Annotated in this window: 18 protein-coding genes and 2 tRNA genes; 8 read left to right on the top strand and 12 right to left on the bottom strand. The window is 69.0% G+C overall.

Annotated features, from left to right (window positions below; genetic code table 11):
- Positions 1–37 precede the first annotated feature (37 nt).
- The 6 genes from AAIB33_RS06650 to AAIB33_RS06625 all read right to left on the bottom strand — a co-directional run bounded on the left by AAIB33_RS06650 (position 38) and on the right by AAIB33_RS06625 (position 2,074).
- A complete protein-coding gene (locus AAIB33_RS06650) occupies positions 38–538 on the bottom strand; it encodes a DUF2017 family protein (protein WP_345802761.1) in 501 nt (166 codons plus the stop codon).
- Positions 535–822 carry an ATP-dependent Clp protease adapter ClpS gene (clpS, locus tag AAIB33_RS06645; protein WP_345803392.1) on the bottom strand — a complete coding sequence of 96 codons (288 nt, stop codon included), beginning with the start codon at positions 820–822 and terminating at the stop codon, positions 535–537. The genes AAIB33_RS06650 and clpS overlap by 4 nt, the downstream gene beginning before the upstream one ends.
- 13 nt (positions 823–835) lie before the next feature.
- Positions 836–1,189, bottom strand: coding sequence for a metallopeptidase family protein (locus AAIB33_RS06640; protein WP_345802760.1), 354 nt, complete (start codon positions 1,187–1,189; stop codon positions 836–838).
- A gap of 31 nt (positions 1,190–1,220) precedes the next feature.
- A tRNA-His gene (locus AAIB33_RS06635) sits at positions 1,221–1,296 on the bottom strand.
- Between the two features lie 37 nt (positions 1,297–1,333).
- Positions 1,334–1,960: an oligoribonuclease gene (gene orn, locus AAIB33_RS06630; RefSeq protein ID WP_345802759.1), complete on the bottom strand. Its 627-nt coding sequence runs from the start codon at positions 1,958–1,960 to the stop codon at positions 1,334–1,336.
- 41 nt (positions 1,961–2,001) lie between these two features.
- Positions 2,002–2,074 (bottom strand) — tRNA-Arg (locus AAIB33_RS06625).
- Between the two features lie 152 nt (positions 2,075–2,226).
- Between AAIB33_RS06625 and AAIB33_RS06620 the strand changes: the two genes are divergently transcribed.
- On the top strand, positions 2,227–2,439 hold the full coding sequence (locus tag AAIB33_RS06620) for a methyltransferase (protein ID WP_345802758.1): 213 nt from the start codon (positions 2,227–2,229) through the stop codon (positions 2,437–2,439).
- A 22-nt stretch (positions 2,440–2,461) separates the two neighbouring features.
- On the opposite strand, the gene AAIB33_RS06615 is transcribed toward AAIB33_RS06620, so the two are convergent.
- The gene (locus AAIB33_RS06615; protein WP_345802757.1) at positions 2,462–3,082 is read right to left on the bottom strand and encodes a hypothetical protein; all 621 of its coding nucleotides are present in this window, start codon (positions 3,080–3,082) and stop codon (positions 2,462–2,464) included.
- Positions 3,083–3,144: 62 nt separating this feature from the next.
- On the opposite strand from AAIB33_RS06615, the gene AAIB33_RS06610 reads away from it, so the two are divergent.
- Complete coding sequence (locus tag AAIB33_RS06610) at positions 3,145–4,566, top strand: PLP-dependent aminotransferase family protein (RefSeq protein WP_345802756.1); 1,422 nt, start codon at positions 3,145–3,147, stop codon at positions 4,564–4,566.
- 10 nt (positions 4,567–4,576) lie between these two features.
- Here the strand turns inward: AAIB33_RS06610 and AAIB33_RS06605 are convergent, their stop codons facing one another.
- On the bottom strand, positions 4,577–4,780 hold the full coding sequence (locus AAIB33_RS06605) for a hypothetical protein (RefSeq protein WP_345802755.1): 204 nt from the start codon (positions 4,778–4,780) through the stop codon (positions 4,577–4,579).
- Positions 4,781–5,071: 291 nt separating this feature from the next.
- On the opposite strand from AAIB33_RS06605, the gene ssb reads away from it, so the two are divergent.
- From ssb to AAIB33_RS06585, 4 genes are read left to right on the top strand one after another with little or no spacing between them, the layout of a single operon-like run.
- On the top strand, positions 5,072–5,614 hold the full coding sequence (gene ssb / locus AAIB33_RS06600) for a single-stranded DNA-binding protein (protein WP_345802754.1): 543 nt from the start codon (positions 5,072–5,074) through the stop codon (positions 5,612–5,614).
- 44 nt (positions 5,615–5,658) lie between these two features.
- Entirely contained in the window at positions 5,659–6,195 is a 537-nt protein-coding gene (locus AAIB33_RS06595) for a hypothetical protein (RefSeq protein WP_345802753.1), read from the top strand.
- Positions 6,196–6,255: 60 nt separating this feature from the next.
- The gene (gene ettA, locus AAIB33_RS06590) at positions 6,256–7,935 is read left to right on the top strand and encodes an energy-dependent translational throttle protein EttA (protein ID WP_345802752.1); all 1,680 of its coding nucleotides are present in this window, start codon (positions 6,256–6,258) and stop codon (positions 7,933–7,935) included.
- 9 nt (positions 7,936–7,944) lie between these two features.
- Positions 7,945–8,469 carry a thioesterase family protein gene (locus AAIB33_RS06585; protein ID WP_345802751.1) on the top strand — a complete coding sequence of 175 codons (525 nt, stop codon included), beginning with the start codon at positions 7,945–7,947 and terminating at the stop codon, positions 8,467–8,469.
- A 17-nt stretch (positions 8,470–8,486) separates the two neighbouring features.
- Here AAIB33_RS06585 and AAIB33_RS06580 read toward each other — a convergent pair whose 3' ends face one another.
- Positions 8,487–9,386, bottom strand: coding sequence for an acyl-CoA thioesterase II (locus AAIB33_RS06580; RefSeq protein WP_345802750.1), 900 nt, complete (start codon positions 9,384–9,386; stop codon positions 8,487–8,489).
- A 55-nt stretch (positions 9,387–9,441) separates the two neighbouring features.
- On the opposite strand from AAIB33_RS06580, the gene AAIB33_RS06575 reads away from it, so the two are divergent.
- Positions 9,442–10,116 (top strand): hypothetical protein, encoded by a 675-nt coding sequence (locus AAIB33_RS06575; protein ID WP_345802749.1) that lies wholly within the window; start codon positions 9,442–9,444, stop codon positions 10,114–10,116.
- Positions 10,117–10,147: 31 nt separating this feature from the next.
- Complete coding sequence (locus AAIB33_RS06570; RefSeq protein WP_345802748.1) at positions 10,148–11,155, top strand: magnesium and cobalt transport protein CorA; 1,008 nt, start codon at positions 10,148–10,150, stop codon at positions 11,153–11,155.
- Between the two features lie 4 nt (positions 11,156–11,159).
- Here the strand turns inward: AAIB33_RS06570 and AAIB33_RS06565 are convergent, their stop codons facing one another.
- From AAIB33_RS06565 to AAIB33_RS06555, 3 genes are read right to left on the bottom strand one after another with little or no spacing between them, the layout of a single operon-like run.
- Positions 11,160–12,827 (bottom strand): FAD-binding dehydrogenase, encoded by a 1,668-nt coding sequence (locus AAIB33_RS06565; RefSeq protein ID WP_345802747.1) that lies wholly within the window; start codon positions 12,825–12,827, stop codon positions 11,160–11,162.
- A gap of 39 nt (positions 12,828–12,866) precedes the next feature.
- Positions 12,867–13,349 (bottom strand): globin, encoded by a 483-nt coding sequence (locus AAIB33_RS06560; RefSeq protein ID WP_345802746.1) that lies wholly within the window; start codon positions 13,347–13,349, stop codon positions 12,867–12,869.
- Positions 13,346–14,443, bottom strand: a complete 1,098-nt coding sequence (locus AAIB33_RS06555) for a mechanosensitive ion channel domain-containing protein (RefSeq protein ID WP_345802745.1) — start codon at positions 14,441–14,443, stop codon at positions 13,346–13,348. The genes AAIB33_RS06560 and AAIB33_RS06555 overlap by 4 nt, the downstream gene beginning before the upstream one ends.
- Positions 14,444–14,476 lie beyond the last annotated feature (33 nt).

The raw sequence follows: 14,476 nt of genomic DNA, 5'->3' as shown, positions 1-14,476 counted from the left end.
GCCCGTCACCCGCCGTCGGTCGTGCCCTAAGCGCCCGTCACCCGCCGTCGGCGGCGCGGACGAGTCCCTCCAGCCGATAGCCCAGCCAGTCGTAGATCCCGAAGCGCGGGTCGTCGTCGTCGTGGTCGTTCTCGTCGACGATGCCGAGTCGTGAGGCGAGTACGAGCCGGACGGCCGCGAGGGTCCGCAGCCACGCCTGCAGTTCGTCCTGGTCGAGCCGGATGACGCCCATCTCCTGGAGCGCCTCAGGCCGCTCGTCATCGGAGTCGAGACCGGCCACCTCGTGAAGGTCGGCGAGGACGGTCGCGGCATCCGTCGACCGGCGTTCGAGGAGTTCGTGCTGTGTCAGCGAGCGGAACTCGTCGGCCGCCTCCTCGTCGTCGGGATAGGCGTTCGGAACCAGTCGATCGACCGCGGGGTCGGTCGGGCGCGGCTCGCCGCTCGACTCCTCGAGGAGATCGGCGAACTGGGTGATCAGCCCGGCCAGATGCATCGCCTCGAGCCGGGAGAGCTCGAGCACGACAGTTCGAGGAGTCATTGCGGGGCCTTCCTGACCGTCGCCCAGAGGCCGTAGTCGTGCATCGCCCGGACGTGCAGCTCCATCTGCTCGCGCGCCCCTTCGGCGACGACGGCGTGTCCCTCGTTGTGCACGGCGAGCATGAGCCGCTCGGCCTCCGGACGGGCGAACCCGAAGTACTCGCGGAAGACGTGCACGACGTAGCTCATGAGATTGACCGGGTCGTTCCAGACGACCGTCTGCCACGGGCGGGTCGGATCGACCGTCTCGTCGACGCGGATGTCCTCACGCGTGTCGGGTGCGATGGCGGCGGTCACCTCAGGCCCATCCGAGTTCGTGGAGGCGGTCATCGTCGATGCCGTAGAAGTGCGCGATCTCGTGAACGAGCGTCGTGTGGACCTCGTCGCGGAGCTCCTCCTCCGTCTCGCAGGCGGCGAGATGCGGCTCGCGGTAGACTATGATCCGGTCGGGCAGCTCGCCGACGCCGTAGCGATCCCGCTCGGTCAGAGCCCATCCGTCGTAGAGTCCGAGCAGATCGAGGCTGCCGTCCTCCGGGCGGTCCTCGACGACGAACACCACGTTGTCGAGGCCTTCGATCATGTCGTCGGGAAGGAGATCGAGTTCGTCCACGACGAGCGCCTCGAACGACTCGACGTCCATCTCGACTGTCACGAGTACATCCATCGACGTGCGTGCACTGACTTGGGGTGAGTAACGGGACTTGAACCCGCGACCCCCTGGACCACAACCAGGTGCTCTACCAACTGAGCTATACCCACCATGTCTCCCGCGAAAGCGGGCAACCAGAAGATTCTCTCACACCCCGGGAGCGAACGTTGACACGACGGATGCCGCGGCCGCGCGCGCGCCGTCGCTCGTCGGTCCGGGCTCGGGCACGAAGACCGCCTGGCGGTAGTACGCGAGCTCGCGGATCGACTCGCGGATGTCGGCGAGAGCCCGATGCCCGCCGCCCTTCGTGGGGGCGTGGATGTACGCCCGCGGATACCAGCGGCGCGAGAGCTCTTTGATGCTCGAGACATCGACGTTGCGGTAGTGCAGCCACCGGTCGATGCGCGGCATGTACTTGGCGAGGAACATGCGGTCGGTGCCGATCGTGTTGCCGGCCAGCGGCGCCTTGCCCTCTTGCGGCACGAACCGCTGGATGTATTCCAGCGCCTGGAACTCGGCGTCCGCCGTGCTCACCCCGTGCGGGATCTCGTTGATCAGGCCCGAGTGCTCGTGCATCGCGCGCACGAAGTCGCTCATGTGCTGCATGGCGGAATCGTCGGGTTTGATGACGATCTGGAACCCGGGATCGAGCGGTCTCAGCTCGAAGTCGGTGACGACGACGGCGATCTCGACGAGTTCGTCGATCTCGAGATCGAGGCCCGTCATTTCGCAGTCGATCCAGACGAGCCGGTCGTTCTCGGAGGCGCCCACCATGAGGCCATCCTAATGATGGGCGCCGACGCTGAGTCGGAAAGCCCCTCCGGGAGGATTCGAACCCCCGACCTGGCGGGTAGAAACCGCTCGCTCTGTCCCCTGAGCTACGGAGGGATGGGTGGTATCAGGCTACCGGTCGCAGCCGATCGGTCGGAATCCGGCGGCGCGGGCAGCCCGATTCCGGGAACCGCCTGTCAATCGCTGGAAGAGCGCCCGCCGCAGGCGTAGCGTCGGGATCACTTCGAGCGAGCGGAAGGGTTGGCAGCATGAGTGACACGCAGACGCGCCGCCTCTGGGTGGCCTACGGTCCGTCCGGTGCCGTCGGAACGATCGAGAAGGGGACGGACGAGTCGTACTCGGTGAAGATGGTCGGCGCCGACGCCGCAGTCGGCACGTATCCGTCCATGGAGGTGGCGAAGAACGCGCTGTTCTCGCACCTCAAGCCGGGCTCGGACTGGCCGGAGTTCCGGGAACACTGAGCATCCCTCACCGCGGCCGCCGTCAGTCGGCGGCCGTGGTGAGGACCTCCGCCCTCGGAGTCGGCGATGCCCGCCGAGTGTCGAGCAGCGGCAAGGCGATGTGGACGAGCGGTCCGATGAGGACCGCGAAGAGCACCGTGCCGATGCCGACTGTTCCGCCGAGCAGCCAGCCGATGACGAGCACCGATACCTCGACGATGGCGCGGCACGCGAAGATGGGCCATCCCAGGCGACTGTGCATGCCGGTCATGAGACCGTCCCGCGGTCCAGGTCCGAAGTGCGCGCCGATGTACAGGCCTGAAGCTATCGCGACGACCAGGATGCCCGCGAGGAGCACGGCGACCTGCGCGACGATCCCCGACACCGGCGGAATGACGGCCAGCGCGAGCTGGATCGATGTGCCCACCAGGAGGATGTTGGCGATCGTGCCGACGCCTGGCTTCTGGCGGAGCGGGATCCAGAGCAGCAGCACGAGGAACCCGACGACATTGGTGACCCACCCGATCCCGATGCCGGTGTGGACGGAGATGCCCTGCGCGAAGACTGTCCACGGATCGACCCCGAAGCCTGCCTCGATCGTGAGGGCGCAGCCCGTTCCGTAGAGGACGAGCCCGACGAGGAGCTGGATGATGCGACGTGCCATGTCGTAATCCAATCGCATGATTGGACTGCTGACTGCAGTCCAATCGAGCTATGCTGGCCTCTATGGATTCCCGGATCTCGGCCCGCGCTCTGACCGCGGCCCTCGGAGGATGGCGCACGCGAGAGCCGGCGTACGAGGCACTCGCCGACGGGATCCGCCTGCTCTGCCTCGACAACCGGATCGCGCCGAGGACCGCCCTGCCCGCTGAACGCGAGTTGGCTGTCGCCCTGCACGTCAGCAGGAGCACCGTGGCTGCCGCGTATGGGAGCCTCCGTGACAGCGGGCACATCGCGAGCGTCCGCGGCTCCGGCAGCGTCACCCTCCCGCTGGGCCGCCGCGACCCGGGAAGGGCACTGTCGCCCGAAGGAGCGATCGATCTTCAGCAGGCGAGCCCGCCCGCGTGGCCCGGTCTCGCCGGCGTCATCAGCGAGGTCGCCGCCCAGTCGGCGGCGCTCGTCTCGCGGGTGGGCTACGACATCTTCGGGCGGGCCGAGCTGCGGGAGGCCATCGCGGACCATTACCGGCGGCGAGGGATCCCGACCGAGGCCGGCGAGGTCATCGTCACGACGGGCGCCCAATCGGCGATTCATCTCCTCGCCTCGGTGCTGGTCGGTCGAGGAGACCGAGTGCTCATCGAGACGCCCACCTACCCACACGCCGCGGATGCGTTCCGACGCGCCGGGGCACGCCTTGTGGGACTCCCGGTGACGACCGACGGCTGGGACCTCGATCGAGCGGAGCAGGCATTCGCCCGAACGCTTCCCATCGCGGCTTATCTGATGCCCGACTTCCAGAATCCGACCGGGAGATCGATGACCGCGCAGGAGAGGTCGGCGATTCTCGCCGCAGCCGAGCGCGCGGGAACCCTCGTCATCCTCGATGAGACGACCGCCGATCTCGACATCGACAGAGGACCTGTGGAGCCGGGCTTCGACGATGGGGAGCCGAACACCGTCGTCCGCATCGGATCGCTGGGAAAGACGGTGTGGGGCGGCCTGCGAGTGGGCTGGCTGAGAGGCACCTCCGATCTCATCCGCCGGCTCGTCGCCGCGCGTTCGACCCAGGACCTCGGCACGCCGGAGTTCGAGCAGGCCGTCGCCGCCGCCCTCCTCCCGAACTTCGCCGAAATCGCCGAACAGCGGTCGCACCTGCTCCGGACGGGTCGCGACGCCGCGGTGAGCGCACTCCGCCGGGCGCTTCCCGAGTGGGGGGTGCCGCATCCCCCAGGGGGAGTGTCGCTGTGGATCGAGCTCGACGCGCCACTCAGCTCCGCGCTCGTGATGGATGCTCGGGCGCGCGGTCTGCTCCTCTCGGCCGGCGCACGCTTCTCGGTCGACGGGGGTCATGATCGCCATCTGCGGCTTCCCTTCACGTCCCCGGTGGACGACCTCGAGCGAGCCATCTCGATCCTCGCCGAAAGCTGGCCGCGCGTGCGCAGCGGAGCCCCCGTCACCGCGACGGAACAGCTCGAAGCTGTGGTGTGACCGCCTGGGCTCATCGGGCGAACCGAAGGCAGTCGATGGCATCGTCGGCCGACCAGAACTCGCCCAGGTCGCGGAAGGCGTGCGACGCCGCGTGGAATCGCCGAGCCCGGTAGGCGACGCCGTCGCGGTCGAGGTGAGCCTCGAGATGGCCGATGATGCGTCCGCGCGCGTCGATGACGCGCCACAGACCCGAAGCCGCTCGGGTGAGGCGCACGGGAGTTCCTGCGCGCAGTGACGGCGGCTGAAGGGGGAGTTGCCCGATGAGTGTCGACACGAATCCTCCGATCGATGATTCGAAGATATGTACGACCTCCGACATCGACACCGGCGCAGCTCCCATCGGCTCCTCCACAGACGACCTCTCCACCTCGCCTCTCCCCAGGTCGAGCGTTCCGACGGCGCCCGACTCGCCATCGCGCTCACTCTGGGAGTGCGCCGGCGCTCGATGGGCACTCGAGCGCCGGCGCCGCCCGGGAAGGGCCCGGGTGAAGAGAGAGGAATCGAAATGACCGACACCATCACGATCACGGGGAACGTCGCCACGGAGCCGGAGCACAAGCGCACTCCCGGCGGCGTGCCGATCACGACCTTCCGCGTCGCCAGCGGCCAGCGCCGTTACGACCGGACGACGAACAGCTGGGTCGACGCCGGCACCAACTGGTTCTCGGTCTCGACCTTCCGCGGCCTCGCCGAGCACGCCTTCCACTCGCTGCGCAAGGGCGACCGGGTCATCCTCACGGGCAAGCTCAAGCTCCGCCAGTGGGAGACCGACACGAAGAAGGGCGTCAGCGCCGACATCGACGCCGATGCGATCGGCCACGATCTCCGGTTCGGCGTGTCGCGGTTCGAGAAGGACGCGGCCGCGTCGACGTCCAGCGAGGACGGGGCACCCGAGCACCCGGGCGCGACGGAGTGGACCGTCGCGACGATCACCGACGCCTGGGCGGCACCGGAGGCCCACCCCGCAGATGAGCCGGCGCTCGTCGGCGCTGCGATCGCCGGCGACTCCGCCGCGTCCGGACGGGACGACGCGGACACGCCCTTCTGAGGGCTCACGGCGCGCGCTCGGGGCGGCACCCTAGACTCACTGGCGTGTCCCGCCGCCTCGAGCCCGCCCGACCCACCGCGACGAGACGCAGGATCGCGGGCGCCGGGGGAGCGCTGCTGATCGCCGCGATGGTTCTGGCGGCCTGCTCGGTTCCGAGCCCCGGCAGCGCGCCGTCCACAGACACATCGACCCAGACGTCCCTCCCGTCGGGCACGACCGAGACGCCCAGCACGACCCCTTCGGCGGCTCCGGTTCTGGTACCCGGCGGCTCAGCCTCCGACAACCTGCCGTATTTCGCGTCGATCGTGGCGAGTGTCTGGGCGGGCCCCGACCAGGCGTCGGGTCGCGCGTACATCGACGCGCTCGTCGCCGCCGGGTTCGACAAGAGCGCGATGCAGGTGACGAACGACGAATCCACCGTGGGCAATCGCGCCGAGAGCATCCAGTTCTCGGTCCTCTGGGCGGGGGAGTGTCTTGTGGGGCAGGTGGGTCCGGCGACGGGCGATCCCGTGAGCGTGGTCCTCCCCGTCGTCGGCGACGGCGCGTGTCTCATCGGGCAGACCCGTCCCATCGACTGGTAGCCCTCCACCAGCCGCCCGGGACGCGGCCGCCGCGGCGTCCGCCCGTAGACTGGAGCCGCTATGGCTGAATACATCTACTCGATGGTCCGCGCCCGCAAGGCGGTCGGAGAAAAGCTCATCCTCGACGACGTCACGATGTCGTTCCTCCCCGGGGCCAAGATCGGCATGGTCGGCCCGAACGGCGCCGGCAAGTCGACGATCATCAAGATCATGGCCGGGCTCGACACGCCCTCCAACGGCGAGGCGAAGCTCTCTCCCGGCTTCAGCGTCGGCATCCTCATGCAGGAGCCCGAGCTCGACGATTCGAAGACCGTCCTGAAGAACATCCAGGACGGCGTCGCGATCAAGGCGAAGCTCGACAGGTTCAACGAGATCTCGGCTCTCATGGCCGATCCCGACGCCGACTTCGACGCGCTGCTCGCCGAGATGGGTGTGCTGCAGGAGGAGATCGACGCGGCCGACGCGTGGGATATCGACTCCCAGCTCGACCAGGCGATGGATGCGCTGCGCACGCCGCCCGGCGACGCATCCGTCGCGAACCTCTCCGGTGGTGAGCGCCGGCGCGTGGCCCTCGCGAAGCTCCTGCTGCAGAAGCCCGACCTGCTGCTCCTCGACGAGCCGACCAACCACCTCGACGCGGAGAGCGTGCTCTGGCTCGAGCAGCACCTCCAGAAGTACCCCGGCGCCGTCATCGCGATCACGCACGACCGGTACTTCCTCGACAATGTCGCCGAGTGGATCGCAGAAGTCGATCGTGGCCGCCTCATCCCGTACGAGGGCAATTACTCGACCTACCTCCAGAAGAAGGCCGAACGACTCGCCGTGCAGGGCAAGAAGGACGCCAAGCTGGCCAAGCGGCTCGCCGAGGAGCTCGAGTGGGTGCGTTCGAACCAGAAGGGCCGTCAGGCCAAGTCCAAGGCACGTCTCGCGCGATACGAAGAGATGGCGGCCGAGGCCGACCGCACACGGAAGCTGGACTTCGAGGAGATCCAGATCCCGCCGGGGCCGCGCCTGGGAAGCATCGTCATCGATGCCAAGAAGCTTCAGAAGGGCTTCGTCGGCCGCTCGCTCATCGATGGCCTGAGCTTCAGCCTTCCCCCCAACGGCATCGTCGGGGTCATCGGTCCCAATGGCGTGGGCAAGACGACGCTCTTCAAGACGATCGTCGGCCTCGAGCCGCTCGACGGCGGAGATCTGAAGATCGGCGAGACGGTCAAGATCAGCTATGTCGATCAGTCGCGGGCGAACATCGATCCCAGCAAGACCCTCTGGGAGGTCGTCTCCGACGGACTCGACTTCATCCAGGTCGGCAAGGTCGAGATCCCGTCGCGTGCCTACGTCTCCAAGTTCGGCTTCAAGGGCCCCGACCAGCAGAAGAAGGCCGGAGTGCTGTCGGGTGGTGAGCGCAACCGCCTCAACCTCGCACTGACGCTCAAGGAGGGCGGCAACCTGCTCCTCCTCGACGAGCCGACCAACGACCTCGACGTCGAGACGCTTCAGTCGCTCGAGAACGCTCTGCTGGAGTTCCCCGGCTGCGCCGTCGTCATCACGCACGACCGGTGGTTCCTCGACCGCATCGCAACGCACATCCTCGCCTACGAGGGCACCGATGAAGACCCCGACAAGTGGTACTGGTTCGAGGGCAACTTCGAGGCGTACGAGGAGAACAAGATCCAGCGCCTCGGCGTGGAGGCGGCGCGCCCGCACCGCACCGCGTACCGCAAGCTGACGCGCGATTGACCTCGACTCGTGAGTGACGAGCCGATCGCGACCGTGGAGGCGACGCCCCAGGGCCGTCGCCTCCACATCCCGATCCCACTTCGCTGGGGCGACCTCGACGCGTTCAACCACGTCAACAACACCTCCATGCTCAAGCTGCTCGAGGAGGCGCGCGTCCGCGCGTTCTGGCAGCCCGAGCGCGGTGAAGTCGCGCCCCCCACGGCTGTGCTCGACTCGGGCCTGCACAGCGGCATCCTCACCCTCATCGCCCGTCAGGAGATCGAGTACCTCGCGCCGGTGCCGTACCAGCGGTTCCCGCTCGACGTGCAGATGTGGTTCGGAAAGCTCGGGGGATCGAGCATCGAGGTCTGCTACGAGGTCTGCAGCCCTCTCGAGACAGCCGACGCCGGCCGGCAGGTGACGTACGCGCGCGCGACGACAGTCGTCGTGAAAGTGGATGCCGCCACCGGGCGCCCCCTGCGACTCACCACCGAGGAGCGCGCCGCCTGGAGTCCCTACCAGGGCGACCCGATCGTCTACACCCACCGCCGCTGACGCCGCGGGACCCCGATTCAGGCGGGGATGCGCACCATGATCTCCTGCGCGACGCTCGCCACAAGGGCGCCGTCGCGCGAGTAGATGCGCCCCGTCGCGAGGCCGCGCCCGCCGCGGGCGCTGGGCGACTCCTGCACGTAGAGCAGCCAGTCGTCGATGCGTCCCGGCCGATGCCACCACATCGCGTGGTCGAGGCTCGCGACCTTGAGCCCCGGTGTCGCCCACGGCACTCCGTGCGCTCGGAGGATCGACTCCTGGATCGTCAGGTCGCTCACGTACGCGAGAGCAGCCCGGTGCACGGCCGGGTCGTCGGGCAGGGGGCTGCAGGAGCGCATCCACACCGCCTGACGCGGAACGCGCTCGCCCTCCACCGTGACGTAGATCGGCGACGGCACGTGGCGAAGATCGACGGGGCGGTCGAGGAACAGCCGCTTCGATACGGGGTGGAGTCCCGAGAGGTGGTCCTCGAGATCGGGGAGATCCTCCGGGCCCGGGATGCCGTCGGGTGCCGGCTGCTGATGCTCGATGCCGGGGTCCTCATCCTGGAAGGACGAGATCATCGAGAAGATCGGGACGCCCTCCTGGAACGCCTGCGTGCGCCGGGTCGAGAAGGACCGCCCGTCGTGGATGCGGTCCACGGCGAAGGTGATGCCCTTCGACGAGTCGCCGGGACGGAGGAAGTAGCCGTGCATCGAGTGCGGGATGCGGCCCTCCGCGGTCGTCCGCTCCGCGGCGACGATCGACTGCGCGAGCACCTGCCCGCCGTACACGCGTCCGAGGGGCATCGGCTGGGACACCCCCGTGAAGATGTCCTCCGTCGTGCGGGCGCTCGAGTCCGCGAGGTCGAGCACCGCGAGCAGCGCAGCGACCGGGTCTCGGTCGAGCGGCTCCTCGAGGGACTGCGCGGCGTCGGTCACGGCATCCTCCCTGAAGGCGGGAGGCGGTCCCGCAACGCTTGGTAGTTTAGGGCGGATGTCGCAGCGCCTTCTCTTCCCCGATGCCGATGCCGCCGCCGACGCGCTGACCTTCGCGGGGCGGACGACTCCGCTCGGCGACGGCGGGGTGAGGCTCCAGGCCGCCGGCGGCACCCTCGCCATGACCTCGGCCCCGCTCGCTCCGCGCGGGCTCCTCGACGCCAGTCCGACGGTGCTCGCCCTGCGCGCCCTCCCGATCGACCCCGAGCTCGTCTGTGACATCGTCGTCGAGGCATCCGCCCTCGCGAAGTCCGACGACGACCCGCGCGCCGTCGAGCTGCCCGATGTCGGCCTCTCGCCGGCGTGGGCGGGCATCGCTCCGCCGCGGAGCGGGTGGGAGGCGGTCGGCTCGATACCCGCCGCCGATCTCGCGTCCAGGGCGCAGTACGGCATCGCGGCCGTCGCCGAATCGATGCCCGCTGATCCGGGTGAAGACGTCGTCCGCGCCGTTCGCGGGACCGTATGGGGCGCGCCCGACGAGCTGCTTCACGGCCTTCCGCTCGGCACGGCTTTCGCGGCGTTCGCACTGGGGTTCATCGTCGGCGAGGAGGAAGCGCGCGTGCTGGCCTCCGGGCCCTGGACCCGCGTCACCCTGGATCGCGGCCACGTGCTCGTCCGCGGCCCCGTGCGCACCGGCCTCACCGCTGTCCGCCGGACGGGGTCATCAGGCTGATATGACACGCCGGTGCTGTCAGACTGTGCCGGTGGCAGTGATCGACAACGCGATCTACGTGGACGGACGCCGCGTCGCGTCCCCGCAGACCCTTGCGCGCACCTCGGAGGCGCTCGCGGAGCACGGCGGCTTCGCCTGGATCGGCCTGTACCGCCCCGAACCGGTGCAGCTCAATATCATCGCGGCCGAATTCGACCTTCACCCGCTCGCGATCGAGGACGCGCTCCTCGGCCATCAGCGCGCGAAACTCGAGCGCTACGGCGATACCCGGTTCCTCGTGCTGCGTCCCGCTCGCTACGTCGACTCGGTCGAGACCGTCGAGTTCGGCGAGGTCGAGGTGTTCACCGGAGCCGACTTCGTCATCGCCATCCGCCACGCCGAGGCGCCGAACCTCGCGCTCGTCCGGCACCGTCTGGAGAGCGCGCCCGAACTGCTCACGCGGGGCCCGCTCGCCGTGCTGTACGCGATCCTCGACCGCATCGTGGACGACTACGAGCCGGTGGTCGTCGGTCTCGAGAACGACATCGACGAGATCGAGGTGCAGCTCTTCACAGGCGACCCGACCGTCACGAAGCGCATCTACGACCTCTCGGGTGAGGTGATGGAGTTCCTGCGCGCCGTGCGCCCTCTCAACGCCATGATCGCGAGCCTGCGCGACGATCTCGAGAACTCGTACGGCAAGGATCCGGACATCCTCGAGCTGCGGCGTTCGTTCCGCGACATCCAGGACCACGTCATCCAGATGGTCGAGAAGATCGAGGAGTTCCGCCAGACGCTGCAGAACGCCCTCACGGTCCACGCGACGCTCGTCGCGCAGCGTCAGAACGAGACGAGCCTGGCGCAGTCCGAGCAGACCAAGCGCATCTCGAGCTGGGCCGCGATCCTGTTCGCGCCGTCGCTCATCACCGGCATCTACGGGATGAACTTCGTCCACATGCCCGAGCTCGCCTGGCCGCTCGGCTACCCGCTCGCACTCCTGACGATGGTGGCGTTCGCGTTCGGGCTGTATCGCGTGTTCAAGTCGCGCAACTGGCTGTAGCCGGTCAGACGGCGGATGCCGCGGCCCGGCCCGCGATGCGGCCTGAGAAGAGGCATCCACCCACGAACGTCCCCTCCAGTGCGCGGTAGCCGTGCACGCCGCCGCCGCCGAACCCGCTCGCCTCGCCCGCGGAATACAGGCCTGGGATCGGGTCGCCCGACGCGCCGAGAGCGCGCGCCGACAGGTCGGTCTCGATGCCGCCCAGCGACTTGCGCGTGAGCACGTGCAGCTTGACGGCGATGAGCGGGCCCGCCTCCGGGTCGAGGATGCGGTGCGGGGGAGCGGTGCGGATGAGCTTGTCTCCGCGGTAGGCGCGAGCGGAGCGGAGCATCGCGATCTGCGCATCCTTCGTGAAGTCGTTCTCGACCTCGCGGTCGCGCGCCTCGAGCTCGATCCGCACCCGGTCGCCGTCGAGCACGTCGCCGCCGGGGAGCGCCTTCATCCCCGCGATGAGGTCATCGAGGTTGTCGCGCACGACGAAGTCCGCGCCGTGGTCCATGAACGCCTTGACGGGTGCCGCCGCGCCCTTGCCGAGCCGCGACTTCACCAGGAGGGGCACGTCCTTGCCGGTCAGGTCGGGGTTCTGCTCGCTGCCCGAGAGGGTGAACTCCTTCTCGATGATCTTGTGCGACAGGACGAACCACGAGTGGTCGTGCCCGGTCGCACGCAGGTGCGCGAGCGTGCCGAGGGTGTCGAACCCGGGATACAGCGGCACCGGGAGCCGATGGCCGGTGGCGTCGAGCCACAGCGACGACGGACCGGGGAGGATCCGGATGCCGTGGTCCGGCCAGACCGGATCCCAGTTCTGCAGTCCCTCGACGTAGTGCCACATGCGGTCGCCGTTGATCACCCGAGCCCCGGCCGTCTCGGCGACGGGAAGCATCGAGCCGTCGACGTAGGCCGGGACGCCCGTGACCATCGTCGCGGGCGCCGTGCCGAGGCGCTCGGGCCACATCGCCCGCACGAGGTCATGGTTGCCGCCGATTCCGCCCGACGTGACGATGGTCGCACCCGCCGTGATCTCGAACGCGCCGACGACCTCGCGCGAGCTCGCCGCGCCGCGCACCGCGCCCGACGGGGCGAGGACGTCACCCGCCGCACCGGTCACAGCGCCGTCGCTCGCGAGGAGCGAGGTCACCCGATGGCGCGGAAGGATCGTGATGCGTCCGGCCGCCTCGGCCTTCTCGACGGCGGCCTGGAAGGGCGCGACGATGCCGGGGCCCGTGCCCCACGTGATGTGGAACCGCGGCACGGAGTTGCCGGGGCCGGTGGCGCCGTAGCCGCCGCGCTCGGCCCACCCGACGACCGGGAAGAACCCGACGCCCTTCTCGCGCAGCCAGGTGCGCTTCTCGCCGGCGGCGAACTGCAGGTACGCCTCTGCCCAGCGCTTCGGCCAGGCATCCTCGTCGCGGTCGAAGGCGGCGTTCCCGAACCAGTCCTGACGGGCGAGGTCGAGGGAGTCCTTGATGCCCATGCGGCGCTGCTCGGGCGAGTCGACGAAGAACAGCCCGCCGAACGACCACCACGCCTGGCCGCCGAGGTTCGAGCGGGGCTCCTGGTCGACGATCACGACCTTCTTGCCCGCCGCGGCGGCTTCACCGGCGGCGACGAGGCCGGACAGGCCCCAGCCGATCACGAGAACGTCGGTGGCGAGGGTGGGTGCGGGGGGCATGGCGACTCCTTCGTCGTCGGGGTGCGGGGTGGAGCTGGTTCAGGAGGTGGCGTCGTCGGGCGCCGACGCCGTCAGGGGGATGCCGGCCGTGTCGCGGCCGGCGGCCGAGGGGCCGATCCCGGCCGGCTCGAACGTGTTGACCATGGCGTAGGCGGCGCGCTGCAGGTAGTCCCACAGAGTCGCCTCGTGGAGCGGCGAGAGCTCGAGCTCGTCGACGGCGTCGCGCATGTGGCGGAGCCAGCGGTCGCGGGCATCCGGATTCACGTGGAAGGGCGCGTGCCGCATGCGCAGGCGGGGGTGCCCGCGCTCTTCGCCGTACGTCGTCGGCCCGCCCCAGTACTGCTCCAAGAACATCGTGAGGCGGTGCCGCGCACCGGTGAGATCCTCTTCGGGATACATGGGACGCAGCACCTCGTCGTCGGCGACGCCCCGGTAGAACGCGTCGACGAGCCGCACGAACGTGCCGTGACCGCCGACCTCCTCGTAGAAGGTCAGGGGCGAGGCATCCGTTCCGTCTGTCATGGCGTGGGCTCTCCGTCGGGTCGATCACCGGTGTCGTCGGCCGTGCCGGAGCGGCGCTTCGACAGGCGCTTGGGCTTCCACACGGGCTTCTCGGGCAGCGGCGTGACGGGGGTGGGCTTGGTCTTGGGCGGGTTGGCACCCCGCACGCGCTGGGCGCCCTCGAGGCCCGACAGCGTGATCGAGGTGAGCTGCGGCAGCTGCAGCCCGAGCTCGTCGATCGCGTGCTTGAGGCGCATCCGGAGCTCGCGGGCCACGTCGTCCTTGGCGTTGGCGCGCGTCTTCATGACGAGGCGGATGACGAGCGCGTCCCCCGACACCGACTCGAGACCCCACACCTCGGGGTTCTCGATGATGCGGGTGCGCCACTTCGGGTCGGTGCGGAGGCTCTTCGCGGCGGCCAGGAGCGCGCTCTCGACCTCGTCGATCTGCGCGTCGGCCGGGACCGCGAGGTCGATGATGACGCGCGACCAGCCCATCGACATATTGCCGATGCGCAGGATCTCGCCGTTGCGCACGTACCAGAGCGTGCCGTTGACGTCGCGCACGTGGGTCACACGGACGCTCACGTACTCGACGACTCCCGTCGCGAGTCCCAGGTCGACGACGTCGCCGATGCCCACCTGATCCTCCGCGACGATGAAGATGCCGTTCAGCACGTCCTTCACGATGTTCTGCGCGCCGAAGCCGAGGCCCGCGCCGATGGCGGCCGTGAGCAGTGTGAACGAGCCGATGATGCCGGGGCTCAGCGTGTAGACGATCAGGATCACGGCGACGATCACGATCGTGACGTTGACGATGTTCGTCAGGATCGATCCGAGCGTGCGCGTCCGCTGCACGAGCCGCACCTGCGCGAGCGGAGCGCGCTCGAGCGCCTGCGTGTCGTCGACGTTCGCCTTGTTCTTGGCTCCCGAGACGATGCGGTTCACGACGCGGGCGATGACGCGCCGCATGATCCACACCAGGACCATCGCGACGGCGATGATCACGAGGATCCAGAAGATCTTGGTGCCCACGAGGATCAGGAATCCCCAGGCATCCTGTCCGATCTGCGCCCAGTCCACTGTGCTCGTACCGTCCGCGTTCTCCAGTCGCATCATCCCGATCCTAACGACGGATGCCCCGCCCAA

The sequence above is a fragment of the Microbacterium sp. AZCO genome, assembly GCF_039614715.1.
Lineage (GTDB): Bacteria > Actinomycetota > Actinomycetes > Actinomycetales > Microbacteriaceae > Microbacterium.
Note: the sequence above shows the minus strand (reverse complement) of the source record. Positions and strands in the feature narration are given on the sequence as shown.